The organism is Chlorobium phaeovibrioides (assembly GCF_003968655.1).
Taxonomy (GTDB): domain Bacteria; phylum Bacteroidota; class Chlorobiia; order Chlorobiales; family Chlorobiaceae; genus Chlorobium; species Chlorobium phaeovibrioides.
This window is the reverse complement of sequence record NZ_RXYK01000004.1, coordinates 15,264-40,020: the sequence shown is the minus strand read 5'-3', so window position 1 is coordinate 40,020 and position 24,757 is coordinate 15,264. Positions and strand designations below refer to the sequence as shown.

Annotated in this window: 28 protein-coding genes; 17 read left to right on the top strand and 11 right to left on the bottom strand. The window is 54.1% G+C overall.

Annotated elements, in window-relative coordinates; translation table 11 throughout:
- Positions 1-109 precede the first annotated feature (109 nt).
- Positions 110-922, top strand: coding sequence for a TOBE domain-containing protein (locus EKD02_RS03840; protein ID WP_126383947.1), 813 nt, complete (start codon positions 110-112; stop codon positions 920-922).
- 135 nt (positions 923-1,057) lie between these two features.
- A complete protein-coding gene (moaA, locus tag EKD02_RS03835; protein WP_185805693.1) occupies positions 1,058-2,068 on the top strand; it encodes a GTP 3',8-cyclase MoaA in 1,011 nt (336 codons plus the stop codon).
- Between the two features lie 2 nt (positions 2,069-2,070).
- On the opposite strand, the gene EKD02_RS03830 is transcribed toward moaA, so the two are convergent.
- Positions 2,071-2,508 (bottom strand): MOSC domain-containing protein, encoded by a 438-nt coding sequence (locus EKD02_RS03830; protein WP_011890591.1) that lies wholly within the window; start codon positions 2,506-2,508, stop codon positions 2,071-2,073.
- 162 nt (positions 2,509-2,670) lie between these two features.
- On the opposite strand from EKD02_RS03830, the gene EKD02_RS03825 reads away from it, so the two are divergent.
- The 8 genes from EKD02_RS03825 to EKD02_RS03790 are packed head-to-tail and all read left to right on the top strand — an operon-like array spanning position 2,671 to position 8,937.
- Complete coding sequence (locus tag EKD02_RS03825; RefSeq protein WP_126342134.1) at positions 2,671-2,826, top strand: PLP-dependent transferase; 156 nt, start codon at positions 2,671-2,673, stop codon at positions 2,824-2,826.
- A 56-nt stretch (positions 2,827-2,882) separates the two neighbouring features.
- Positions 2,883-4,028, top strand: a complete 1,146-nt coding sequence (locus EKD02_RS03820) for a trans-sulfuration enzyme family protein (protein WP_011890592.1) — start codon at positions 2,883-2,885, stop codon at positions 4,026-4,028.
- 38 nt (positions 4,029-4,066) lie between these two features.
- Complete coding sequence (thiS, locus tag EKD02_RS03815) at positions 4,067-4,270, top strand: sulfur carrier protein ThiS (RefSeq protein ID WP_041470201.1); 204 nt, start codon at positions 4,067-4,069, stop codon at positions 4,268-4,270.
- A 27-nt stretch (positions 4,271-4,297) separates the two neighbouring features.
- Entirely contained in the window at positions 4,298-5,077 is a 780-nt protein-coding gene (locus tag EKD02_RS03810) for a thiazole synthase (RefSeq protein WP_011890594.1), read from the top strand.
- On the top strand, positions 5,074-6,144 hold the full coding sequence (thiH, locus tag EKD02_RS03805) for a 2-iminoacetate synthase ThiH (protein WP_011890595.1): 1,071 nt from the start codon (positions 5,074-5,076) through the stop codon (positions 6,142-6,144). Before EKD02_RS03810 ends, thiH begins: the two co-directional genes overlap by 4 nt.
- Positions 6,135-6,911, top strand: coding sequence for a HesA/MoeB/ThiF family protein (locus EKD02_RS03800; RefSeq protein ID WP_126342126.1), 777 nt, complete (start codon positions 6,135-6,137; stop codon positions 6,909-6,911). The genes thiH and EKD02_RS03800 overlap by 10 nt, the downstream gene beginning before the upstream one ends.
- On the top strand, positions 6,908-8,143 hold the full coding sequence (locus EKD02_RS03795) for a cytochrome c biogenesis ResB family protein (protein WP_126342124.1): 1,236 nt from the start codon (positions 6,908-6,910) through the stop codon (positions 8,141-8,143). The genes EKD02_RS03800 and EKD02_RS03795 overlap by 4 nt, the downstream gene beginning before the upstream one ends.
- Positions 8,140-8,937: a cytochrome c biogenesis protein gene (locus tag EKD02_RS03790; RefSeq protein ID WP_126342122.1), complete on the top strand. Its 798-nt coding sequence runs from the start codon at positions 8,140-8,142 to the stop codon at positions 8,935-8,937. Before EKD02_RS03795 ends, EKD02_RS03790 begins: the two co-directional genes overlap by 4 nt.
- 6 nt (positions 8,938-8,943) lie before the next feature.
- Here the strand turns inward: EKD02_RS03790 and ablB are convergent, their stop codons facing one another.
- The 6 genes from ablB to hemN all read right to left on the bottom strand — a co-directional run bounded on the left by ablB (position 8,944) and on the right by hemN (position 15,792).
- Positions 8,944-9,777: a putative beta-lysine N-acetyltransferase gene (gene ablB, locus EKD02_RS03785; RefSeq protein WP_126383870.1), complete on the bottom strand. Its 834-nt coding sequence runs from the start codon at positions 9,775-9,777 to the stop codon at positions 8,944-8,946.
- The gene (locus EKD02_RS03780) at positions 9,774-11,213 is read right to left on the bottom strand and encodes a sodium:solute symporter family protein (RefSeq protein ID WP_126342118.1); all 1,440 of its coding nucleotides are present in this window, start codon (positions 11,211-11,213) and stop codon (positions 9,774-9,776) included. The genes ablB and EKD02_RS03780 overlap by 4 nt, the downstream gene beginning before the upstream one ends.
- A complete protein-coding gene (kamA, locus tag EKD02_RS03775) occupies positions 11,210-12,535 on the bottom strand; it encodes a lysine 2,3-aminomutase (protein ID WP_126383868.1) in 1,326 nt (441 codons plus the stop codon). Before kamA ends, EKD02_RS03780 begins: the two co-directional genes overlap by 4 nt.
- A 9-nt stretch (positions 12,536-12,544) precedes the next feature.
- The gene (locus EKD02_RS03770) at positions 12,545-13,027 is read right to left on the bottom strand and encodes a MarR family winged helix-turn-helix transcriptional regulator (RefSeq protein WP_011890602.1); all 483 of its coding nucleotides are present in this window, start codon (positions 13,025-13,027) and stop codon (positions 12,545-12,547) included.
- Positions 13,028-13,176: 149 nt separating this feature from the next.
- Positions 13,177-14,313 (bottom strand): Gfo/Idh/MocA family protein, encoded by a 1,137-nt coding sequence (locus EKD02_RS03765; protein ID WP_011890603.1) that lies wholly within the window; start codon positions 14,311-14,313, stop codon positions 13,177-13,179.
- Positions 14,314-14,373: 60 nt separating this feature from the next.
- Positions 14,374-15,792, bottom strand: coding sequence for an oxygen-independent coproporphyrinogen III oxidase (gene hemN / locus EKD02_RS03760; protein WP_011890604.1), 1,419 nt, complete (start codon positions 15,790-15,792; stop codon positions 14,374-14,376).
- A 131-nt stretch (positions 15,793-15,923) separates the two neighbouring features.
- Here hemN and purE point away from each other — a divergent pair, with 131 nt between their 5' ends.
- The 6 genes from purE to EKD02_RS03730 all read left to right on the top strand — a co-directional run bounded on the left by purE (position 15,924) and on the right by EKD02_RS03730 (position 19,998).
- Complete coding sequence (gene purE, locus EKD02_RS03755) at positions 15,924-16,451, top strand: 5-(carboxyamino)imidazole ribonucleotide mutase (protein ID WP_011890605.1); 528 nt, start codon at positions 15,924-15,926, stop codon at positions 16,449-16,451.
- The gene (locus EKD02_RS03750; RefSeq protein WP_011890606.1) at positions 16,438-16,941 is read left to right on the top strand and encodes a cupin domain-containing protein; all 504 of its coding nucleotides are present in this window, start codon (positions 16,438-16,440) and stop codon (positions 16,939-16,941) included. Before purE ends, EKD02_RS03750 begins: the two co-directional genes overlap by 14 nt.
- Positions 16,942-17,021: 80 nt before the next feature.
- Positions 17,022-18,338 (top strand): NAD(P)/FAD-dependent oxidoreductase, encoded by a 1,317-nt coding sequence (locus EKD02_RS03745; RefSeq protein WP_011890607.1) that lies wholly within the window; start codon positions 17,022-17,024, stop codon positions 18,336-18,338.
- On the top strand, positions 18,335-18,547 hold the full coding sequence (locus EKD02_RS03740; RefSeq protein ID WP_126383866.1) for a hypothetical protein: 213 nt from the start codon (positions 18,335-18,337) through the stop codon (positions 18,545-18,547). Before EKD02_RS03745 ends, EKD02_RS03740 begins: the two co-directional genes overlap by 4 nt.
- 31 nt (positions 18,548-18,578) lie before the next feature.
- Positions 18,579-19,784 (top strand): aspartate aminotransferase family protein, encoded by a 1,206-nt coding sequence (locus EKD02_RS03735; protein ID WP_126342110.1) that lies wholly within the window; start codon positions 18,579-18,581, stop codon positions 19,782-19,784.
- A gap of 22 nt (positions 19,785-19,806) precedes the next feature.
- Positions 19,807-19,998, top strand: coding sequence for a hypothetical protein (locus EKD02_RS03730; protein ID WP_049752479.1), 192 nt, complete (start codon positions 19,807-19,809; stop codon positions 19,996-19,998).
- Here the strand turns inward: EKD02_RS03730 and EKD02_RS03725 are convergent.
- The 4 genes from EKD02_RS03725 to EKD02_RS03710 are packed head-to-tail and all read right to left on the bottom strand — an operon-like array spanning position 19,985 to position 22,612.
- Positions 19,985-20,773, bottom strand: a complete 789-nt coding sequence (locus tag EKD02_RS03725; RefSeq protein WP_011890610.1) for an energy transducer TonB — start codon at positions 20,771-20,773, stop codon at positions 19,985-19,987. The two genes, EKD02_RS03730 and EKD02_RS03725, sit on opposite strands and share 14 nt — an antisense overlap.
- A 27-nt stretch (positions 20,774-20,800) precedes the next feature.
- Positions 20,801-21,325: an ExbD/TolR family protein gene (locus tag EKD02_RS03720; RefSeq protein WP_126342106.1), complete on the bottom strand. Its 525-nt coding sequence runs from the start codon at positions 21,323-21,325 to the stop codon at positions 20,801-20,803.
- Between the two features lies 1 nt (position 21,326).
- Positions 21,327-21,860, bottom strand: a complete 534-nt coding sequence (locus EKD02_RS03715) for an ExbD/TolR family protein (protein ID WP_011890612.1) — start codon at positions 21,858-21,860, stop codon at positions 21,327-21,329.
- 5 nt (positions 21,861-21,865) lie between these two features.
- On the bottom strand, positions 21,866-22,612 hold the full coding sequence (locus tag EKD02_RS03710; protein WP_011890613.1) for a MotA/TolQ/ExbB proton channel family protein: 747 nt from the start codon (positions 22,610-22,612) through the stop codon (positions 21,866-21,868).
- Between the two features lie 211 nt (positions 22,613-22,823).
- Between EKD02_RS03710 and dnaG the strand changes: the two genes are divergently transcribed.
- Positions 22,824-24,725 (top strand): DNA primase, encoded by a 1,902-nt coding sequence (dnaG, locus tag EKD02_RS03705; protein ID WP_011890614.1) that lies wholly within the window; start codon positions 22,824-22,826, stop codon positions 24,723-24,725.
- Positions 24,726-24,757: the final 32 nt, after the last annotated feature.

The following is a 24,757-nucleotide window of genomic DNA, read 5'->3' as shown; positions in this document are numbered from 1 at the left end:
AAAAACAGGAGGAACGGCGTAACGCTAGTGAATGATGCTCTGATTGACATATATTGCATTGAAGTATAAAGGAGCAAAAAAACCTGGCGACGCAGAACTCTGCAACCCTATGGCACAATGCATGAATGAAGACATCGGGCTTGAAGGAACCATCTGGTTCCAGAAAGACCAGAACCGGTTTCTCGGCGGCGACAGGATTGTGCTGCTTGAGCAGATTGAGGCGCTTGGATCCATCAACAGCGCAGCCAAAGCGGTCGGCATCAGCTACAAAACCGCATGGCACCTCGTCAACATGATGAACAACCTTTCCGACAAACCACTCGTTGAGCGCACGGCCGGAGGCAAAGGGGGAGGAGGAACCATACTCACCCGTGAAGGGAAAAAAGTGCTTGAACAGTTCCGGGTGGTTCAGGAAGAACACCGGAAATATCTCCACAATCTTGAAGAACGGCTTGGCAACACCAGGAAACTCCACCAATTCCTTAAAATGATTTCCATGAAAATCAGTGCACGCAATGTCTTTTCCGGTACCGTTGAACAGATTACGCCTGGCGCTGTCAATGCTGAAGTTCTCCTGCTGCTTTCCGGGGGAGCCCGCATCACCTCCATCATCACAAACGGAGCGGTTAAAAACCTCGGACTGAAAGAGGGCATGAGCGCCTACGCAATCATCAAGTCAAGCTCCATCATCATCGGCAAGGATCTGCACGATGCACACCTGAGCACCCGCAACCTCATGTGCGGCACCATATCAAAACTGATTGAGGGGCCTGTCAGCACCGAAGTCGATGTGGAAATAGGTGGCGGCAATGTCATCTCGGCCATCATCACCCGCGGAAGTTCAGAAAAGCTTGGCCTCAAAGAGGGCGGACACGCCTGTACGGCCTTCAAGGCATCAAGCGTCATCCTTGGCGTCAACTGAACCACCCTGCCGCCGGCGAAGCCTCACCACAAGCCCCCATCTCAGGGGGCCTGGCAGTTCCTGTTGGCAACCACCCAAAGAAGGGATATCTTGCATGGTTCCGTTTTGAAGACAAGAACCCTGAAACACCGGCCCTTGAGCAGCAGTACCCCGAACACCTCACCCCCTCTGTCCGACACCTTTCACCGGCAGGTGAGCTATGCGCGCATTGCCGTCACAGGCGCATGCAACCTTCGCTGCGCCTATTGCATGCGCGAAGAGCATGAGAGCGATAGTTCCGGTCGAACAAAAATGAGCTTCACCGAACTCACCACCCTCATAAGCGTCCTCGCAGAAGCAGGCATCACCAAAATTCGCCTCACCGGAGGAGAGCCCCTGCTGCGTGGCGACATTGCCGATCTGGTTGCCACCGCTAAAAACACCCCCGGGATAAAAACCGTCAGCATCACCACCAACGGCCTTTTGCTCGACCGCCATCTGGACGCGCTCCTTTCTGCCGGCATTGACGCAGTCAACATGAGCATAGACAGCCTTCGCGCTGACCGGTTCCTCGCCATTACCCGGCGCAATGAATTTGAACGCGCCAAAGCCAACCTTGACAGGCTTCTTTCACTCGAAAGCGTTCCGCTGAAAATCAATGTGGTGATGCTCCGGGGAATCAATGACGATGAAATCAAGGACTTCACCAACCTAACGAGAGAACACCCAATCAGCGTCCGTTTCATGGAGCTTCAGCCGTTTGACGACCACCAGATATGGAGAACGGGCAAATTTCTCGGAATGGACAAGATTCGCGGACTGCTTCAGTCCGCTCATCCCGGAATGGAGGAGCTGCAGGGGTCGGGCACCGAATATTTCAGCTTCACCCTTCCCGGCTACCGAGGCTCATGGGCAATCATACCCGCCTACACGAGAAATTTCTGCAGCCGATGCAACCGGCTCCGCATAAGGGCAGACGGTCATCTCGTCAGCTGTCTGTATGAAAAGGAGGGGATTGACATGCTCTCCGCCATCCGCAATGGCGAAAGCCGGGAAAACCTGCTTGAGCTTGTCAGGCAGTCAGTACGCCTGAAACCAGAAGACGGCAAAACAACGGACCGGGGCGAAAGCTCAATGGGCAGAAGCATGTCTGAGATCGGCGGTTAACCTCACGCCATAAGCCCTACAGCCATCCCCGGACGAACTGTTCCGCCCCGTTTTACTATGCAGAAAAGCCCCTCGGTAGGCATGATGCACTCCCCCGTCGCTACCTGGATGGGGCAAGCTCCATTATGGCACTCCTTGCCGATCTGCGTTATTTCCAGCACCGCATTGCCCGCAATCTCCAGCCGGTCACCAACCTTGAGAGCAGAAAGGTCGATCCCCCGGGTCACCATGTTTTCTGCGAACATGCCATGGGCAAGCTCGGGCATTTTCAAGCGCATTCTGTCCACGCTCTCGCCCGCAAGCAATGACACCTGACGGTGCCAGTCGCCCGCATGAGCATCGCCCTCAATCCCCCAATCAGCTTTCAGTGCAATTTCCTGCACCGCCATTTTCAATTCACCCTTCTCCCTGCTGATGCAGACCGCCTCGATATATCCCATAATCCAACCTCTCCTGCTAAAAAGATGTTTCCATTCAGCCACCAAAAGAACAATAAACAGAATGTTTATTTGGAAAACACACGGAATTATAGGAACAATCGTTACTACCACAAACCACAAGCAGCATCTATACCCGCTTGATAAACCCGACCGCCGAAGCTCTTGAAGGGAGCATCACGCAACCGCTACGGCGCCAAGACAACAGAGGAACAACTGCGGGCAAGCGGCCTTTCAGAGGACCTCATCCGCCTCTCTATAGGTATTGAACATCCACTTGACCTTATCGATGCCCTTGACCGGGCATTGGAAAACAGCTGAAGGCGGGGCGGTTTTTCCGGGGGATCTTTCTACCTTGTAGAAAACAAAGACCGCCCATGCATTTTGAAACCCTCGCCATTCACGACGGACAGGCGCCCGACCCACAAACAGGGTCGGTAACGGTACCCATCTACCAGACCTCAACCTTTGCACGCGAACAGCTGGAGTACAAAGGGGGTTTTGTCTATTCCAGAATAGGCAACCCCACCCGCCAGGCGCTTGAAGAGGCGCTCGCCCTTCTTGAAAACGGCCGCTACGGTCTGGCCTTCGCTTCCGGAGCGGCGGCAACCATGGCCGCACTGCATCTTCTCCGACCCGGCGACCATATTGTCTCCGGCATTGACATCTATGGTGGTACCTACAGAATCTTTGAAGAGCTTCTCCGTCCTATGGGCATCACCACATCATACGCGGAAGGCTCCACAACACAAAGCTATCTGGATGCCTGCACGCCTGAAACCAGAGTGATATGGGTGGAAAGCCCGAGCAACCCGCTGATGCGCCTTGCAGACATCAGGGCACTGGCACAGGCGGCCCATGAAAGGGGAATGCTTCTGGCTGTCGACAACACCTTTCTCTCCCCCTATTTCCAGCGCCCTCTTGAGTGCGGCGCCGACATTGTCATACACAGCACCACCAAATACCTCGCCGGCCACAGCGATGTGCTGGGTGGAGCGGTCATTACGAATGAGGAAAAGCTGCACGCAACAGTCAAAACATACCAGGCTGCAGCCGGAGCAGTTCCTGCCCCTTGGGACTGCTGGCTTGTCATGCGGGGGCTGAAAACCCTCAAGGTCCGCATGAAAGAGCATGAAGCCAACGCCATGCAGCTCGCCCGTTTTCTTGAAAGTCATCCGGCAGTCAAACGGGTGCTCTACCCCGGGCTCTCCTCACATCCGCAGCACATTCTGGCAAAAAGCCAGATGAGCGGCTTCGGTGGCATGCTCACAATTGAAATGAAAGGAGGAATGGAGGCCGTCAGGAAACTTATTTCAGGGGTAAAGCTGTTTCTCCTTGCTGACAGCCTCGGAGGCGTGGAATCGCTTATCGCCTCACCGGCAAGAATGACACTCTGGGCACTCTCGCCAGAGGAGCGAATGAAAAGGGGGTGCAGTGAGGGCCTCGTCAGAATCTCCGTCGGTCTTGAACACCCCGACGACCTTCAGGCCGACCTGGAACAGGCTATTGAAGGGTGCGGGTGAAAAAGAGACCCAAAGAAATCGTGCAGAAACCACTCAAAATGATTACAATTCAACTCAATGGAGAATCCGAATCCCTTCCGGAAGACTCAACCATTATTGATCTTCTGACTCGTATCGGCTCCGATGGAAAAACCGTAGCAACCCTTGTCAACGATCAGGTTGTCCGCCCCCCGGAACGCACGGCACATGCTCTCTGTGAAGGTGACCGGGTTGAAATCCTTGTGTTTGCCGGCGGGGGATGAGCAACAAAAGAGAATGATACCCTACTTATGGACCACTTGCAGTTAGCAGCACATACCTTTTCTTCCCGCCTGATTCTCGGAACCGGAAAATTCAGCAGCGCAGCCGTCATGCTGGAAGCCGTGAAAGCCTCTGGCGCGCAGCTTGTCACCGTAGCACTGCGGCGCTTCAACCGTGAACAGCTGGAGGACGACCTTTTCGGTCCCCTTTCCGAGCTGCCGGGCATTACCCTCATGCCAAACACTTCCGGTGCTTCAACAGCTGCGGAAGCCATCAAGGCTGCCAATATCAGCCGTGAACTCTCCGGAAGTCCCTTCATCAAAGTGGAAATCCACCCGAACCCGCAGCACCTGATGCCCGATCCGATTGAAACAATGGAAGCCGCACGGGTCCTTGCATCGGAAGGGTTTCTGGTCATGCCATACATCTCCCCCGATCCCGTCCTTGCCAAACGGCTTGAAGAGGTAGGATGCGCTTCAGTCATGCCTCTCGGTTCAGCCATCGGCAGCGGTCAGGGGCTGGCATCGGCTGCAATGCTCAGCATCATCATCCGTGAAAGCTCCATTCCAGTCATTGTGGATGCCGGCCTGCGCGCCCCATCTGAAGCTGCACGGGCAATGGAAATGGGATGCAGCGCCGTGCTCGTCAACAGCGCAATAGCCGCCTCCGATAACCCCGCAGAAATGGCCGCCGCTTTCAGGGATTCAACAGATGCGGGCCGTCGGGCGTTCAAAGCAGGACTGATGAGAGAAAGCCGGGAAGCGGTAGCGACCAGCCCTCTCACCTCCTTTCTTGGAGAGCAGTCATGACCATCCTGCCCGACTGGCTGACGGACAACAATGACTGCCGGGAGCTCGAAGCCATGCTTCGCAACCGGTCGCCCGAAAGCCTTGAAACCATGGCGGCCCGTTCCCGCGCAATGACTCTCAGGCGGTTCGGCCGCACCATGCCCCTTTACGCGCCGCTCTATCTCTCGAACTACTGCTCCAGCGGCTGCGCATACTGCGGCTTCGCTTCAGACAGAACCACCCCCCGCCGCAAGCTTGATGAGGAGGAAATCCGTCGTGAAATTGCCGCCATGAAGCAGCTCGGCATACAGGATATCCTGCTCCTCACCGGAGAGAGAACCGCGGCCGTCGGCTTTGAATACCTGAAGCGCGCAGTGGACATTGCCGCTGAATCAATGCAGCGGGTCACTGTCGAGGCCTTCCCGATGAGTGTTGAAGAGTACCGTGAGCTTGCCGGCAGCGGATGCACCGGCATTACCATCTATCAGGAAACCTACGACCTCCTGCAATACGAAGCTCTCCACCGCTGGGGTCCAAAAAAGGATTACCTCTACCGGCTTGCAACACCCGAACGGGCTCTTGAAGGGGGAATAAAAACCATCGGCCTCGGCGTCCTGTTCGGCCTCTCCGATCCGGTAACGGACGCTCTCATGCTCTACCGCCACGCCCGCCATCTTGAAAAAACATACTGGCGCGGAGGCATATCCATCTCATTTCCGCGCCTGCGCCCGCAAACGGGAGGATATGAGCCAACCCACCCCGTTGACGACCACCTTCTGGCACGCATCATCCTGGCTTTCCGCATAGCCATGCCGGATGTTGAACTGGTGCTCTCCACCCGCGAAAAACCTTCGTTCAGAGACGGCATGGCCGGGCTTGCCATCACGCGCATGAGCATTGCAAGCCGTACCACAGTTGGCGGATACCTTGAAGGAGAAAACTCCGGGGAGGGGCAGTTTGAAATTTCAGACAGCCGCACGGCTGAAGAGTTCTGCCAGGCGCTCAGAAGCCGCCGGATTGAACCGGTCTTCAAAAACTGGGAACCGGCCTATAACGGACCCTCACGCAATACACTCCCTTGCAGCTGACGGCAGAAGAGAGAGCGCGTTACAGCCGCCATCTTGCTCTTTCGGAAATCGGCGAATCAGGACAGGAAAAACTTCTTTCCTCCAAAGTTCTCATTGTCGGTGCAGGTGGCCTCGGCTCCCCGGCAGCGTTCTACCTTGCTGCAGCCGGAGTCGGCACCATCGGCATCATGGACGACGACCAGGTAGAATGCAGCAACCTGCAACGGCAGATTCTGCATACCACCGCCGCCATAGGCACAAAAAAGGTTGACTCAGCACAAGAACGATTACAGGCACTTCGCCCCTCACTCATCATTCATTCCTACCCGTTCCGGCTCACCACCGGGAATTCTTTGGAAATTATTGCTTCGTACGACTTCGTGGTAGACGCAACGGATTCATTCAGTTCAAAATTCCTCATTTCAAGAGCCTGCCATGCGGCAGGAAAACCATATTCCCACGGTGGCATTCAGCAGTTCTCCGGTCAGGCAATGACCGTCATTCCCGGCAGAACCGCCTGCTGCCACTGTCTTTTCCATGAAGACGACGAACCCCCCACTGCTTCCGGCGAAGGCCCAATCGGAGCCATTGCAGGAGTAATCGGATCCATACAAGCCGCTGAAGCGCTCAAGGTACTGCTCGCTCTTGGCGACCCTCTCTACGACACGCTCCTCACCTGCAACACACTCACAATGGAATTCAGAAAAGTGCCTGTCCGGTGCGATCCACGCTGCCCAGTCTGCGGCTCTCCAAACATTCAGCCATTCACATCCAATCATGAAGCATGAAAGCTGACAGACGAAAACTCTTTCAGAGCCCCTGGGAATTCAGGGAAGCCGCACTGATCGTCATCCTGCTGAACGCCGCAGGCTTTGCCATACAATTTGCTCTGGGCGGTTCAGGCATCACCATGCCCGTGTGGCCGATGAATGCCATAACGCTCACCATTCTTGGAGGGCTCATACTGACAACAGGCCTCAGCTACCGCAACAACCGCCTGGTTGCCTGGCTGGGAGGCATCCCCCTCGGCCTGTCGCTGATTCTCACGCTTGCCGCTCTCTCCTTCATTGGCGGCATGGTACCCCAGGAGAGCGGCAGCAACCCCACAGCAATCCGACTCGGGCTGCACAGCATTTTTTCCAGCTGGCCGTTCGCTCTCGTCGTCGCCCTGTTTCTCATCAATCTCGGCCTCTCCCTTTCATGGAAACTGGTTCCTTTCCGCCTTAAAAACCTGCAGTTCATCCTCTTCCATGCCGGTTTCTGGATAGCCCTTTCATGCGGAATTTTCGGCAGCTCCGATCTCCAGCGCCTTGTTGTTCCCGTTGAGGAGGGCCAGGCCAACAGCCGGGGATACATCATGAAAAGCAGAACTGCACAGGAGCTCCCGTTTTCCGTCTATCTGCACGATTTCTCCATTGAGGAGTACCCTCCCCAGCTCATGCTGTACGACCCGAAGAACGACCGGCTCGTCATGAACAGCTCGCAGGCAATTCCGGAAGTCCGCACAGGCGCAACTGCCGAATGGAAAGGCATCGGCGTCAAGGTCATTGAATTCATCCCCTCCGGACTGCCCGGCAAAGATGGCATTCCCGTACCGGTAGAACCGGCGACAGGGATTCCTTTTGCCAAAGTCAGCATAAGCGGTGCTGCCGGTGAGGGCGAAACATGGCTCAGCACCGGTGGTCCAATGCTCAAACCGGGAGCTGTAGATCTTGACGGGCTCTTTCTCTTCATGGTGCCGGGATCACCCAAATCATTCCGTTCGGCAGTCACCCTCTCTGACGAAAACGGGAATGAAACCATTGCCGATCTTGAGGTCAACAAGCCGGTCAATTTCAAAGGATGGAAAATCTATCAAATGGGCTATGACGAGCAGTCTGGAAAGTTTTCGACACTGAGCCTGCTTGAAGTCATCCGCGACCCATGGCTTCCGGCGGTCTATCTTGGATTTTTCATGATGCTTGCGGCAAACACGCTGTTTTTCTGGAATGGCATCAAAAAATCGGGAGCTTCATCATGATCATTGATTTTACTACAGCGGCATATCTCTCGATAGCCTTCTGGCTATCGGGCTCCATGCTCGGCATTGCCGCAAAAAGCAGCCCTGCCATCAGAAAAACCGCAACCGCATTGAACCTTGGCGGTTCTTTGATCATGATAGCCTTCATTGCCATCTATTGGCAAGCCCTTGAGCGCCCGCCACTCAGAACACTGGGAGAAACAAGAATCTGGTACGCCGCGCTTATCCCGCTCGTAGGACTGCTGGTTGAATACCGGTGGAAAATCTCATGGCTGAAGTACTACTGCATGGGGCTGGCCGCTTTTTTCCTCACCATCAACCTGCTCCACCCCGAGGTGTTTGACAAAGCCCTGATGCCTGCACTCCAGAGCCCCTGGTTCATCCCTCATGTTGTCGTCTATCTGGTTGGCTATGTGCTGCTTGCAGCCTCATCGGTGGCCGCATGGCACAACATTTTCCTCTCATGGCGACTCAAGGAGGAGAAAAGCTATGACGCGCTTTCGCACTATCTGGCACTTCTGGGATTCGTCTTTCTGACCTTCGGGCTGATATTCGGTGCCCTGTGGGCAAAGGACGCATGGGGAAACTACTGGTCATGGGATCCGAAAGAGACCTGGGCGTTCATTGCCTGGCTCATCTATCTCGGATATCTGCATGCCATCAGCCATACAGTCAATCGACTGAAGCTGCAGTGGTATCTCGCCCTGGCTTTTTTTGTGTTGCTGGTCAGCTGGTTCGGCGTCAACTACCTGCCAACAGCGGCAAACAGTGTCCACACCTATCAGCAGAGCTGATAACTCTTAGAGCGGCTTGAACCACACATTCATGCTTTCAATCCCGCCGGAAATATTGGTATTGTTGACCAAGGTGCCACTGAACTGATACCCTCTGCGTGCAAAAGTGATATTCATACCTCCCGACAGCGCACGGGCAATGGTGTAGGCAGTCTTCATTCCCTTACGACGCATTCCCTCCTCCATCTCCTGAAGCAGATGAAGGGCAAGAGCATTGCCCCGCCAGTCGGGAAGTGTTGCAAAATCAGTCATTTCCACACTTCCTCCCTCCAGATCCATTTCAGAAGAGGCAAGGGCCACAAGCCGACCCTTGTAGCTTACACCGTAATAATCAACATGGGTACGCATGGTCTCAAGCAGCCAGGCCGGATCCTCAATAGGAAAGGGATAGGTAGGAAACACCTCCCGATAGATGCTGCTCATGGCGGGAATGTCATCGGGGGTGCAGATGCGGAGCATACAGCCATCGGGAAGCGGACCGGGAGAGCGGACCTCCGCATTCACAGCGAGGGTGACAATGCGTTCAATCTCTCCTTCGTCAACGCTCCGGGCTCGCCGGGTATCAATAAAGAGGGCAAGGAAAAGGGCGGTCTCTTCACCGGCAAAAAATCCGGGGATGCGAGCCTCTTCGTGGAATCCCGCCCGAAGGAATGCAGCGGAAGCGGGTTCAGGAACCTTCGCAAATATTTTTCCGTATCCGCGCTCAGCTCCGAGCAGAAGAAGCTCCTGGACAAGGGTTTCGGGATTGGCACCGGCACACTCCATCACATAAATTCTCGCACTTTTCGGCCCGTGCTGGATGAGGGCACCGTGTCGGCGCTCTATGATATCATTCTTCATTGGTTTGCCTCTTTATCGGGAAGGGTAAGCGAAACGGGAACAAAAAGCAGCGCTGAAAAGAGGATGCCATAAAGCGCAGGGTCCAGCCCGAGAACCTGTAAGCCATCGGGAAGATGAAGCACTCCCGCAATCAAAAGCAGCGTCAGGGATCCTCCGCCGACCATTCCGGCAAGCGCACCCGCAGATGACCCCCTTTTCCAGAAATAGGCCCCGAGAGTCGGAATGAAAAGTCCGGAAACCATGAACGCATATGCCTGCAGAATGGCACCCAGAACAGTCGTAAACCGGACAGCAAGCAGAAAGGCGAGCAGGCCCACCACGAGGGTGACAACCATGGAAATCCTCACAAGACGACGGTCGCTGGTGGCTGAAGAGGGAATGAAGCGGCTGATGATATCATTGGTGAAATTCCCCGATGAGGCCATCATGCAGCTGTCGGCCGTTGACATGATTGCCGAAAAATAGGAAGCAATCACGATACCTGTCACCCCTACGGGAAGAATATCGCGGATAAGCATGGGCATGGCCATTTCGGCTTCCGCCTCAGGGAAAACAACTCGTGCGCACATACCGAGAAACACGCCGGTAAAAGCCATCACCGGATACTCGAAAAAACCGGCAATGTACCATGCCTTGCGGGCATCGGCTTCATCACGGCAGGCATACATCCGCTGATAGAGCGTCATCCCCACGAACCATATAGGAATGATGGTGACCATCCAGTTGATGAAAAGAACGGGAGATATGGCCGTCAGGGAGAAAAAATGCTCAGGCAGCGCAGCTCTGAGTGCGCCGAATCCACCGATACGGGCAAGAGTGAAGGGAACAGTGACCAGCAGGAGTCCGCTGAGCAGAATGATCCACTGCACCGTATCGGTATAGATGACCGCTTTCAGCCCGCCGATGACAGTATAGAGCACGGTTGCGCATGCTATCACCACCAGCGCAAAAAACAGCGGTTCCATGCCGAAGGGATTGTGCGTCATGATTGTGGCTGAAGCCAGCTTGGCGCCGGCAAGGAGCTGTGCCGCTGTAAAGCCCAGATAGCCCAGCCCCGAAATAATGGCAGCAAAAAGGGCAACCCGGCCGTCATAGCGGTCCCTGAGAAAATCCGGGTAGGTCATGAACCCTTTTCGTGCATCAATGCGCTTGATTTTCGGTATCACAAAAACCGCCGTCAGCCATGCTCCAGCAAGACCGGTAAAAAGCAGCCAGCTGCCCGAGAGCCCCATCATGAAGCCAACGCCACCGAGACCTATGGAAAAGCCACCCCCAACATCGGTTGCCACAATCGACAGTCCGACATGGCCGGGGCTGATGCTCCGCCCTCCCACATAGTAATCCTCAGCGTCGCCATTGCGCCGGAAATGGTAGACGCCGATGCCCAGCACCGCCGCCATATATGCCCCGAATATCAGATAATCAATCCAGCTCATTCGCCCGGCTGCTCTTCATCCTTGCGTCGGGAAAAGCGCTCATTGGAGGCAGGCACAAGCGAAATGGTTTCATCATAGTCAGACAGCAGCTGCTGAATGCCGATCGACTCACCCTCGTCCGCATCGCTCAGGTTAAGCTGAAGATCGCAGCGGTCGCAGTTCCGGTCGCAGAATGTTGGCTCATACGAATCCGGCTCTTTGTAGGTGGTAATGACCCCCTCGTAATTTCTCAGCACCACCTTATTGGTCGACCATGAAATCAGATAGTTCGGCATTACCGGAATCTTTCCTCCTCCACCGGGAGCGTCAATCACATAGGTTGGCACCGAGAACCCGCTGGTATGGCCAATCAGGCTTTCAAGAATTTCAATTCCCTTGCCCACCGGAGTCCTGAAGTGAGAGAGCCCCTCAGACAGATCGCACTGGTAGAGGTAATAAGGGCGTACACGATTGCGAACCAGCTTGTGCACCAGCGCCTTCATGATTCGGGGGCAGTCGTTGATGCCCGAAAGCAGCACCGTCTGGTTGCCCAGCGGAAGACCGCCGTCAGCCAGCATTGCAAGAGCGTTTTTCGAGGACTGTGTCAGCTCCCGCGGGTGGTTGAAATGGGTGTTCACCCAAACCGGCTGATGCTTTTTCAGCATTGCAACCAGTTCCGGCGTAATGCGCTGTGGAAGCACAACCGGGGTTCGGGTCCCGATTCTGATGATCTCCACATGTGGAATGGCGCGAAGCTCGGCGAGAATCCAGTCAAGATACTCATCCGAAAGAAGAAACGGATCACCTCCGCTCAGCAGAACATCGCGCACACGGGGCGTCTGGCGGATATACTCAATCCCCGCTGAAATAGCCTCACGGGATGGAATGGTGTCCTGATCGCCAACCTTCCGTTTCCGGGTACAGTGCCGGCAGTACATAGGGCAGGTGTTGCTGACAAGCAGGAGCACCCGATCCGGATAGCGGTGGGTCACACAGGGTGCAGGGCTGTCGCGGTCCTCGTGAAGCGGATCGGCCATGTCTCCCGGCAGAATGTGAAGTTCGTGCGGCGAAGGCACACTCTGCAGAAACACCGGATCATTCTCCATGTCGGCGGTATTGATAAGCGAGAGATAATACGGGGTGATCGACATCGGAAATTTCGCCGCAGTCTGGGTGAACGCCTCTCGCTGCTCATGGGAAAGCTCAATTCCAAGAAGGGACTCATAGGTTTTAAGGTCACGGATGCTGTTGCGCATCTGCCATTTCCAGTCGGTCCACTGCGCTACTCCTGCATGGGGATCAATGGTAGTAAGAATCTTTTTCTGTACTTGTGATAAAGTCATAAACAGGGGTTATATGATTTCCGGAGAACCGCCAGTACTTCTCTGCACGGGGTCAAAGCGGTCTGCCAGCTTGACCAGCAGCCCGGTAAGAAGCTCCTGCTCGCCCACTGAAAGAGAGCCGAATGCGCGGGAATAAGAGTCACGCATCAGCTCGGGAACAGAAGAGAGCAGCAGCGTCCCTTCAGCGGTAATGGTGAGATGCACCTTCCGGTGATCCTTCTCTGAGCGCGACCGGAGCACCAGCCCACGGGCTTCAAGACGATCAACAATGCCATTCATCGTGCTGACGCTCAAATTGAGCTCCACCGCCATTCTGGACAGCGTCTGGTCTCTCTGTTTCTCCAGACTGTGCAGACAGAGCAGCTGAGGGGAAGTAATGTTGCACTCCCGATAGAGTTTTCGGGAATGGACATCAAGGGCGCGCACTATCCGGCGCAAGGCCTGAAACCCGCGCACCCCCACACCAACATCTGAAAACCCTTCCTGCTCCATACTTCAATGGAAATCCGATTGAAAAAAAATATTCTTTCGTACACAAATATTCGTACACGAAACAATTCTGCATTAACATACAAAACCCTGACCCAATCACCAAATCAGGCAGTTTTACCTCTTTGAGGTTTTGAGCGGAAGCTACTGTTTCAGAATGGTTTAATCCAGCTTCCGGTATCGCTGGAGTCACGGGCAGCGCGGATGATTTTCTGGATGACGAGGCCATCAGCAAATCCCGCGGCGTCGGGTATCCGGGTCTCACCATTACGGATGGCTTTGACCATGCGGTGGGCGAGAAAAGCAAATCCGACGGCAAAAATGCCATGGACCGCGAGTGAGGAGTGACGGATTTTTTCCTGCAGGACAAGTTCGTCCCATGGCAGGATGGGCTCGATCTGCTTCCAACGGGGGGTGTCAATCAGACTTCGTCCCCCTTTGGCTTTATCGGGGGTGATTTCCCAGAGCCGGCCGGCACCGTCAAGCCGGATGGTTTTCAGACTGCCCGAAACCTCAAAGGAAAACCATGTGTATGCGCCGACAGTTGTCACATGCATCAGAGAGGGAGCGGCAAGAGCCATGCTTGAGGGGCCGAAACGCATCATCATGGCAAAGCTGTCGTCGGAGGTTACCGGGCGCTGCCTCCCCTCGCCGTCGGGCCGCCTGGGAATGCTGGTAGTCAGGCTGCAGGAAACCTCCTTTATCTCCCCAACGAGAAAACGATTGAGGTCTATCAGATGTGAACCGATTGCGCCAAGGGCTCCTCCGCCCCGCGCGCTGTCGCTCCACCACGACCATGGCTGATCCGGACGGTTACGACTGGAAAGGTTGACAATGCTGCGTACATCATGAAGCCGGCCGATCTCCCCGCTCTCGATCATCTGCTTCATGGTCCGCACGGCAGGGTGGAAGCGGAGCTGATGGTCGAGCACTGCAAGACCGGGAGAAGAAAGTGATGCATTGAACATCGCTTCCGCTTCTCCAACATTGAGGGCAAAGGGCTTTTCGCAGATGACGCTTTTGCCGCTCCCGAGAAGTGCCGTCACCATGTCGCGATGCAGAAATGGCGGAGTTGTCACGCAGACAAGATCAAGGTCCTCTGCAAGAAGTGCCTGCCAGTCAGCATAGCCTTTCGGGATGCCGAACCGATCCATGAATTTCGTGCGGTGCATGTCGGTGGGGCTTGCCACGGCGGCAAGGCTCACATCGTCCATCAAGGAAAATGCCGGAGCCTGTGCAATACGGGCCCATCCACTTCCGAGAAATCCGATTCTTACATTTTTTTTCATTGGCTGGGCATAAAAAAAGGGTGACCGGCGTCACCCTTTTTCAGTTGCAGAACACCACATTCAACCGGCCTGCTGTTCTTTTGCGAGACGGGCCTTTTCAATATAACCCTTCTGGATGTCACGCGAGACATTGTAGGCCCTGGAAAGGCTGTCGGAACGCCAGAGCAGGGCGTCAAAGGCCATGCAGATGTTGCGGAGATAGGGAATCCCCTCATCGGTAACCCTGACGCATTTATCGCCAAGAACCACCAGCCCGTCATTCTCCATGTCCTCAAGACGGTAACGCGCCACATCGAGTTCTTCAGTGTAAAGCTTCGGATCAGCCCATGAGGTCTCCTGACGGCACATGAGGTTAAGAATGTGACGACGCAGCACAAGATCCTCGTCTGTCAGCAGATGACCGCGGTGAAGCGGGAAACGCCCTTCGTTGACAGCCTTGATGTATGCGCCGTCAGTCCGCTCGTTCTGGGCGAATGCATACCAGGTATCGCTGATGGAAGAAGAACCAAGTGCCAGCATCATCTGGGTGGTGTTCTCCGTATAGCCCATAAAGTTGCGGTGCAGGGAGCTGTTTTTGGCTGCAGTGTAGAGCGAGTCGCCCTCGATTGCAAAATGGTCCATACCGATTTCATGGTAGCCGATGGACTCAAGCATGGCACTGCCCTTATCGTAGAGCTCCTGCTTGGCGTCACCGACCGGAAGATCCTCCTCCTTGAACCTGCGCTGCCCTTCGTACATATGGGGGTTATGGCCATAGGCATAAAAGGCCAGGCGGTCGGGGCGCAGCTGCATCACCTTATCTATGGTATCGGTAATGGTTGCAAGCGTCTGTTTCGGAAGGCCATAGACAAGATCAAAATTGACTGAGGTGAACCCGATTTCACGGGCAAGATCAACTTTTTCCTTCACCAGCTCAAATGACTGGATACGGTTGATCTCTTTCTGCACAATGGGGTCGAAATCCTGGATTCCGAAGCTCAGCCGGCGGAACCCCGCGTTGTAGAGCGCAACAAGATGCTCTTTCGTTGTGGAACGGGGATTGGTCTCGAAACTGAATACATAGCCCTCCATCCGGTTGACATGGCTGTACAGGCCTTCAATGAGAAGAGTAAGGTTTTCAGGACTGAAAAAGGTCGGTGTGCCTCCGCCGATATGCATCTCCTTGACATTGAGCGTTCCGGGGAACACATCAAGGTACATCTGCCACTCCTTGAGCAGAGCTTCAAGATAGGGCTTCTCGAAAGAGTGGTCCTGGGTGCGGTGTGCGTTGCATCCACAGAAATAGCAGTGGTTCTCACAGTAGGGAATATGTATGTACATACTGATGCCGCTGGTTTCATTGCTATCATTGAAACCCTTGATCATGGCCTCTTTCCACTGTTCCACTGAAACGCCATCAGTACTCCATGAGGGAATGGTGGGGTAACTGGTGTAACGGGGTCCGGGATTGCTGTACTTTTCGGCGAGATTTGTTGCCATTGTGCTCTTCCTCTACAGGTAATTATTTTATAAATTCACACTGGGGAAAATACATAAAATCAGGGCCATTTCATAAACCGGGAGCCCCCTGAACCTTCTGCCTGCCCGGATGCAGAACTACTTTTTTTTCTATGAATACATCAGCAACTTCACTACCAATACCGGCAATAGGAATCATCATGGGCTCGGATTCCGACTTTGAAATCATGAAGGAGGCGTTAACGGTGCTTGACGAATTCTCGATAGCGTCGGAAATTTCCGTCATTTCAGCACACCGGACACCGCGAGATCTGGAGGCATATGCATCCTCAGCCAGAGAGAGGGGACTTAAGGCCATCATCGCTGGAGCGGGTGGGGCGGCACACCTTCCGGGAGTCACGGCTGCCATGACCGAACTGCCGGTCATCGGCGTACCGATTTTCAACAAAAAACTCAGCGGACAGGATGCACTCTACGCCATTGTGCAGATGCCGGCCGGCATTCCGGTAGCAACCGTGGGCATAGACAATGCCCGCAACGCAGCCCTCCTCGCCGTTCAGATCATGGCTCTTTCAGACGAAAAACTGATGGATGCGCTGGTTGCCTTCCGCGGAAAACTGGCCGATGCGTCCCGCCAGAAAACAGCAAAAATCCGCCAGCGGCTGCATGCAGAAAGCTGAATTCTGGCAAGAACGCCTGGAGCTTCTTCGCCACCCCGAAGGGGGATGGTTCCGAGAAACATGGAGGACGGCAGAATCCTTACCGTTCAGTGATGGAGCCCCCTGTACGAGCCCCCGATCATGTGCCACTGCCATTTATTACCTGCTTGAGGCCGGTGACCGTTCTACGCTGCACCGGATTCGTTCAGATGAGCTATGGCTCTGGCACGCGGGAGACCCTTTGAGGATATCGGTATTCCCGGGCGGCGAGGGAACGCCATCCTCATTCACTCTTGGTCCCGACCCTCTCAGTGGCAACGAACTGCAGGGGGTTGTTGCGGCAGGCGACTGGTTCGGAGCTGCGCCCCCTTCTCCGGGCCTATCAGGCTACACCCTTGTCAGCTGTGTGGTGGCACCGGGGTTTGAGTTCAGGGACTTTGCATTTGCAAAAAGAGAAGAACTCATAGCCCGGTTTCCGCTCCATCGCGGGATCATTGAAAATCTCACTTGAACGAAACATTCGCATAGAGTGATATTCTTATATATTATTATCAACAAGAAAACCTCAAACAAAAACGCACCCCGAACGACATGTCTGATCAATACAGGGAAGGAACTGCAAAAAAACGCGTCGTCATTGTCGGCGGCGGATTCACCGGCCTGAGGGCAGCAAGGATACTGGGGAACAGGGATGACCTCGATATCGTCCTCATCGACCGCCGGAACTACCACCTTTTTCAGCCACTCCTCTATCAGGTTGCCATGTCGGCGCTTGATGAGGGAGATATTGCCGCGCCACTCAGAAACATGCTCGCCAACTACAACAACATCACCGTCTACAAGGGCATTGTGGAGAGGGTCAATGCTGAATCAAAAACCGTCACTACCGATTTTGGTGAGGTCGCCTATGACTATCTGATTCTTGCCTGTGGCGTCCGTCACCACTATTTCGGCAACAACGGGTGGGAGCAATATGCACCTGGACTGAAAACCATATCACAGGCCAAGGAAATCCGCCGGCGGGTGCTGGAGGCATACGAAGCAGCTGAACGGACCAACGACCCTGTAGAGCGCAAGAAGCTGCTCACTTTTGTCATTGTTGGCGGGGGGCCAACCGGCGTTGAACTTGCAGGCTCAATCGGCGAAATGAGCCGCTACACCCTCTCAAAACTCTACCGCCAGATCGACCCGAAACTGACCCGGATTTTCATTGTCGAAGCCGCCCCGAGAATTCTCGGGACTTTTGACCGGAACCTCGCAAGTAAAGCAACCCGTTCGCTTGAACAGCTCGGCGTTCAGATATGGACGAACAGCATGGTAAGCGATGTTGATGAAAACGGTGTGCAGATTGGCAACGAACGCATAGAGGCGGCAACAGTCCTCTGGGCTGCCGGCGTGACGGCCATAGCAATCCCCAACGACATGGGAGCCGAAACCGACCGCATCGGCAGATTTGTTGTGGAGGGCGATCTCAGTATCCCCGGCCACCCGGAAATCTTTGTGGGAGGAGATCAGGCCTGCCTCCTCAATGAAGCAGGCAAGCCGCTCCCCGGCATGGCTCCTGTAGCAATTCAGGAGGGGCACTTCATCGGAAAAACCATCCTCCGTGACCTGAAAGGAAAGGAAAGAAAGCCATTCAAATACACCGACAAGGGGCAGATGGCCACCATCGGCAAAAACCGCGCCATTGTTGAAATCGGCAACATTCAATTTGACGGCGCACCGGCCTGGTTCACCTGGCTGCTGGTCCATATCTATTACCTCACCAGCTTCAAGCACCGGGTCTTCGTCTTGATGCAGTGGGGCTGGTCATACTTCACCTTCGGTTTCGGCGCCCGGCTCATCGTCAATCGGGAATGGCGTTTCTATCCGGACAGCAATACCTGCCCGAAAGATCCTCCATTGTGAGGGCTTCCTCCACGCTGCCAGCAGCTGTTGGAGTCCTCGTTGGGACTTCATTCATCGCCATTTCCCTCTGGCTTTTTTTTACCGTTGGCAGTGGCACCACTTCCACGGCGGGAGACATCAGAATCTTCAGCGCGCTGACGGGTGCATACGGCCTCTGGAGGATAATCAAGTCGGTGATGCTCCTGAAAAAAGGTGAAGAAAATTCTTGAATCAACAATACAATTGAACGAAGTAAAAAGCATGAAACAGCTGTCTGTCAACCCTGAGAGTGAACAAAATCTTTTCTTCCACAATTATTCCCGTCTCCCCATTGCCCCGACCCATGGCAAAGGCGTCTGGATTGTCGGTGATGACGGCACCCGGTATCTCGATATGATTGCCGGCATCGGCGTCAATGCCCTCGGCTATGGCGACAGCAGACTGGAGGAGGCTATTGCTGAACAGGCAAAAAAGCTCATCCACACATCAAACCTTTTCATGCTCCGTCCCCAGTTTGAACTGGCGGCAAAACTGATTGAACTCTCCGGACTCTCCAAGGTCTTTTTTGCCAACAGTGGCACAGAAGCAATTGAAGCCGCCATCAAAATGGCCAGAAAATGGGCCGCAGGAAACGACAGTGCGGCGAAAAACGAAGTCCTCTCGCTCAGCAACTGCTTCCATGGAAGAACATACGGTGCAATGTCACTGACCGCAAAGCCCCAGTATGTAGGCGGATTTGAGCCACTGCTCCCCTCCACCGGCATGATAGCCTTCAACGACATTGAGGATCTGGAGAAAAGAGTTTCCAAAAGAACTGCCGCTGTCTTTATCGAAGCGGTTCAGGGCGAAGGAGGTATCCACAGGGTATCGTCGGGATTCATCAGCCGTCTGATGGAGTTACGGGAGGAGTATGGCTTCCTTATTGTGGCCGATGAAATCCAGGCTGGCTGCGGACGGACAGGAAAGTTTTTCAGCTATGACCACACCCCGCTTCAGCCTGACATGGTCTGCCTTGCAAAACCGCTCGGAGGCGGTCTCCCTCTTGCAGCCGTCATCGGAAGCGAGAAAGTTGCCGATGTGCTCACCTACGGCAGCCATGGGACCACATTTGGAGGCAACCCGGTTGCCTGTGCTGCAGGTTTGGCCATGATAGAGGCCATCATGGATGACCGGCTGATGGAGAACGCCCTCAATACGGGAGACCACATGCGCCGGCAGTTTGAACTGCTCGCTGAAAAACACCCGCAGATCCGCGAAATCCGGCAGTACGGCTTGATGATAGGGGTAACGGTGGAAAGGGAGGCGAAATATTATGTAGAGTCTGCTCTCAAGCGCCATATTCTCATCAATGCGACAAGCCAGAATGTCATAAGGCTTTTGCCCCCGCTCATCTTAACGCCCGAAGAGGCGCAACAATGCATCAACGCACTCGATGAAATCTTCACGGAAGAAACCGCCGGCACATAAAGCTGAAGATAAAGCACACGGCATGCCTCTCGGCAAGACGAACTATCTCATTATCGGGACAGGAGCGCTGGTGATTGCAGGCAGTTTCTGGGGAATGTCCATCGAGAGGCAGGTCGATGGATTCTTTGCGCTCAATGTGGCTCCGTTCCTCATCATCGGCGCATTCGTGGCCATAGGGTTTGGGATACTCCTTCGCCCCATCAGTCGATTCTAAATCGGATCGGAACGGTAAACCATACCCTGATAGGCCGGCTTGCCTGCACAGCGGGATAATAACGCGACTCCATGACTGAACGGATGGCAACCTCATCAAAAACCGTGCAGTCGGCCGGGATTCGTTTCATCACCTTTGCTTTCAGCGGGCGGCCATCCTCGCATACAAGAACGCTGACAAACACCTTCCCTTCAATACCGGCTATTCTCGCCATTTCAGGATAACGAGGCTTTTTCTGATCAAGAAAGCCCGGCATTTTATCGCACGCCACGAACGACGGCACATCATCACCCGCGCCGTCCCCCGCCTGAAAAGCCTGGCGGAGCTCTTTTTGAGTGGCCATGGTCTGATCGGCAGGCACCTCGCTCTCTTTAACTTTTTTGATCTTTCCGACATTGGGAACTGCCGGAGAGGGCGCCACCACTTTCGATGGTGCAGGAGGGGGCATATGCAGAGGCGGAGGAGGTGGCAGCTGGGTCACACAACTGACTACCTCGTACAACTCAAGAGCCTGCCCTGAATCAGGGGAACCTCCGCCAAAAAGCATTGAAATGCGTTGCCAGTTGGCAGCTCCTGCCCAGAACAGCAAAAGAATCAAGACAGCGGCAATAACTCCATGGCTCAAAAAAATATGGGCCTGACGCCGAAGAGCAAGATTGCCGTAACTGAAACCACGAAGACGATCGGTATCGAGAAACTCCTCCCCCATAGACCAGCGACCAGCCCTGTCAGCGGCATTGATGCCGGCATGTATTTTATCAAGCTTTGACTGCATATCTCTGTTGTTCTGAAACCCTCCGGCCTAAGCAGCTTTCTTTATGAACAAGTCGTCCTCAAGTGTGTAATCATCAAGACTGAAGCGGTCTATCTTCATCAGGTTGAGCTCGTCTATGATGTCGACAAGGTTCCGGTATCGTGCCCTGTTGCTGATTTTCACCACAATCACCAGCTTGCTGTTGACAGCGGTTTCACGACGCAAGAGGCTACGGAGGTCAGCGGAAAGAGAGAGCCTTCGCAGCTCACCCCCGTCATAGAGCGGAATACGGAGCGGTCGCTCATCACCCAGTGAGCAGTATGCAACACCCTCTTCGGTAATGCGGAGCGTCATCACATTGGAACCCGCCACCTTGACCTCTCCGGTTGCGGGAGGAATGTTTATCTCCATTGTATTGGCTTTTGAAAAGGTCGTCGTCAGCATGAAAAAAGTGAGGAGCAGAAACGCAACATCAACCATCGGCGTCATGTCGAGACTGAAGCCGATACGGCGGTGGCGTCTCTGTTTTTTTTTCGTACCGCGGCGTTCACCGGGCCCTTCTACCATACCCATATCAGCGAATCCCCTTTTCCATAACAGTCACAAGATTGAATGTCAGAAGATTGGCATCCTTGTAAACGGAAATAACATGGTTGACCGCCTCAAACCCGGCATTGGCGTCAGCCCGTATAACGGGGCGCAACCCATGATCGGCATAGCGGGCCATCGTCACAAAACGGCTGAGCTCATTGCGCTGAACGGGAAATGTTTCAGCAAGTCTGAAGTGGGCCAGCGAATCAGTCACAGCCTTCCCGGAATAACCGGCAACCTCCAGTTTTGGACGGATTGCTGCATTGAAGAGTACCTCGCGTGACGACTGGGAGGAAATTCCCATAAACAGGTCGTCAGTGCTGCTCACCATGACTGTCAGCACCGCCGATTCAGGGAGCTTCTGCTCTGAATGGGATGAGGGCAGATCAATCGCCACCGGTTCGGGCGGACGGAACTTTGTAGTGAGCATAAAAAAGGTGAGCAGCAGAAATGCCACATCAACCATCGGCGTCATATCCAGCCGGAATCCGACCCGTTTTGACTTGATCCTTGCCATCGGGCTTAACGGGTCCTGCCCGTTCCAAGAGTCTGGATGATGTAAAACGCCGCCTCATCAATCAGGTAGCTGAACCGGTCTACCCTGCTGGTAAAGATATTGTAGGTCACAATACCAAGAATGCCGCCCACAATGCCAAGTGCGGTATTGAAAAGCGCCTCTGAAATACCAAGGGAAAGTTGCACCGCATCGGGCGCCCCGCTGGTAGCCATGGCTTGAAATGCACGGATCATGCCAAGGGTGGTGCCGAGAAGACCGACCATGGTGGAAATGGAAGCAATGGTGGAAATGGCGACAAGGTTTTTTTCAAGAAGCGGCATCTCCATGGTCGTTGCCTCTTCAACAGCCTTCTCCATCTCACTGATCATCTTGTCACGGTCGGTCACCTGAAGGGCCGCCATGCTGTTGTATCGATCGAGAACGGAACGGATCACCGCACCCAGTGAACTCTGGTGCTCGTCGCAGCGGGCTATGGCACGATTCACATCTCCTCCGTCAATATCCTGCTTGATCGCCTGGACGAACTCGGGAATGTTTCCCTGACCGGCAGCCTTGTTGAGCGCAATGACCCGCTCAACAGCGTAAGCGATGACCATCAGAATCAGCGCCATCAGAACTGAGACAACAGGGCCGCCCTGAGATACCGCATGAAACATTGAGTCCGGAGGGGTGGTTCCCATCCAGAGATAAAAGACAAGTGAGACCAGATAGGCCGCAAGAATGAGCAGACCGGTAAAGAGACCCTGTTTCATGGTTTGTTAATCTTTGTTGGATCGACCTGATCGCATTTGTGTGGTTATGAACAACCGGGTAATTTACTATACTTGAATCAAGCTGACTGCCCACATACAACATCATTCGTCTTTCGGGCCGCACGGCAAAACATTTTATCAAGGTAATAAATATGACCGTGATTTTTCAATACTCCACTTTTTCTGAATGTAAACTGCCATACGCGGCCTGATGATTCCTGACGCCACCATAGATGAAGTCCGCCAGTCGGCCGACATTGTCGACATCATATCCGATTACCTCACCCTCCAGCCTTCAGGCAGGAACTTCAAGGCACTCTCTCCATTTACCCGGGAGAAAACGCCCTCGTTCATTGTTTCCACAGACAAACAGATCTACAAATGCTTCTCAACGGGAAAAGGAGGAAATGTTTTCTCTTTTGTTATGGAGATGGAAAAGATCCCGTTCCCCGAAGCGGTTGAACTGGTAGCAAAACGCGCAGGTCTGGACATGAAACGCCTCTTTGGCGACAGCAGGAAAAAAAACGAAGAAGAGGACTCCAAAACAAGAACACTTCGCTGGGCCGCACGCCTTTTCCACAGCTCGCTCAATGCCGACAAAGGAAACGAAGGATACGCCTATCTCGCAGCCAGGCGTGGCCTGACGGCAGCCACCATCAACAGCTTCGGACTCGGCTACGCCCCCCCGGGCTGGGACACGCTTCTTAAAGCAGCAAAAAAAGAGGGCATTGCGCACAACCATCTTCAATTTCTCGGCCTCATCACGGAAAACCGCCAGAAAAATTCATGGTATGACACCTTCCGCAACAGAGTGATGTTCCCGATTTTCTCCATCGGAGGTCAGGTTGTAGGGTTTGGTGGCCGAACGCTGGAAACACGCGACGACACCCCGAAATATCTGAACTCTCCGGAAAGCCCGCTCTTTGAAAAGTCAAAGCTGCTTTACGGCCTGCATGCAGCGAAGCAGGAAATAAGGCAGAGTGAAACCGCCATTCTGGTGGAAGGTTATATGGATGTGATTGCCCTTCATCAGGCAGGCCTCCAGAACGCCGTTGCATCGTGCGGCACCTCGCTGACCCGCCATCAGGCAAAAATACTGAAGCGATACACGAAACGGGTGCTCTTCGTCTATGATGCCGACCCGGCCGGCCGAAAGTCCATGATGAGCGGTGTTGAGATTCTTCTTGCTGAAAACATCGCTCCTGTGATTCTTCTTCTCCCCCCGGGAGACGACCCCGACAGTTTTGTACAGCGGGAAGGGCGTGAAAAATTTCTTGAACTGGCAGACACCGCAGGCCTCGGTGTTGTTGATTTCCAGATTCTTTTCCACACTGAAGCAGGCAATTTCGGAAACCACGAACAGAAAGCAGACGCAATCCGCTCCATTGTCCACACCATTCTCCTCGTCCCTGATCCCGTCCGGAGGGAACTCTATCTTGGTGAGCTGAGTGAAAAAACCGGTATCAGCCTGCAGGCTCTGCACGAACTCCGCAACATCGAACAGAAAACCACACAGCGCGATTCCCGGCCGGAAAGGGAAGAAAAGCCTGATCCGGCAGCAGTCATTCCTCCTGCCGAGGTGTCGATCCTTGAAAAAACTTTTCTTAAAGCCCTGCTTGACAGCGCCGCTTATGGCAATACAGTTCTTGAATTCGCCGCCTCACACGAAACAATGCTGGTGCTCCAAAGTCCTGCCGCACGGGAAATTTTTGCACACCTCGTCGCCCGATACCATACGCTATCGGAAGACCCTGATGCCCGCATTGATGTTGCCTCGGCAATCAGCCTCCTGGAAAGCACCGATGCACGGAACCTTGCCATCGGACTCCTCATTGAACAGCCAGTCAGCAACCGGTGGCTGGAAAAAGGCGACCAGCATGAGGAAAACGCCAGACGATGTCTTGCAATGTTTCTTGATGCCTTCAGAAACCTGATTCTCGCCCCCCTCCTCCTCGAAAAGGAGCAGGTAACCGAAAGCATCCGGACCGAAACGGAAACTGAACGCGAAATCGAGCTGTCGAAAGCGAAAATTGCACTGGACAGGAAAATCCGTAAAACGGCAACCGAGCTTAATACTATGATTGCCTCCATCCTCGACCGACGCCAGCCATAAAAAAGCGTCCCATCCAACTGTTCAGCATTTCC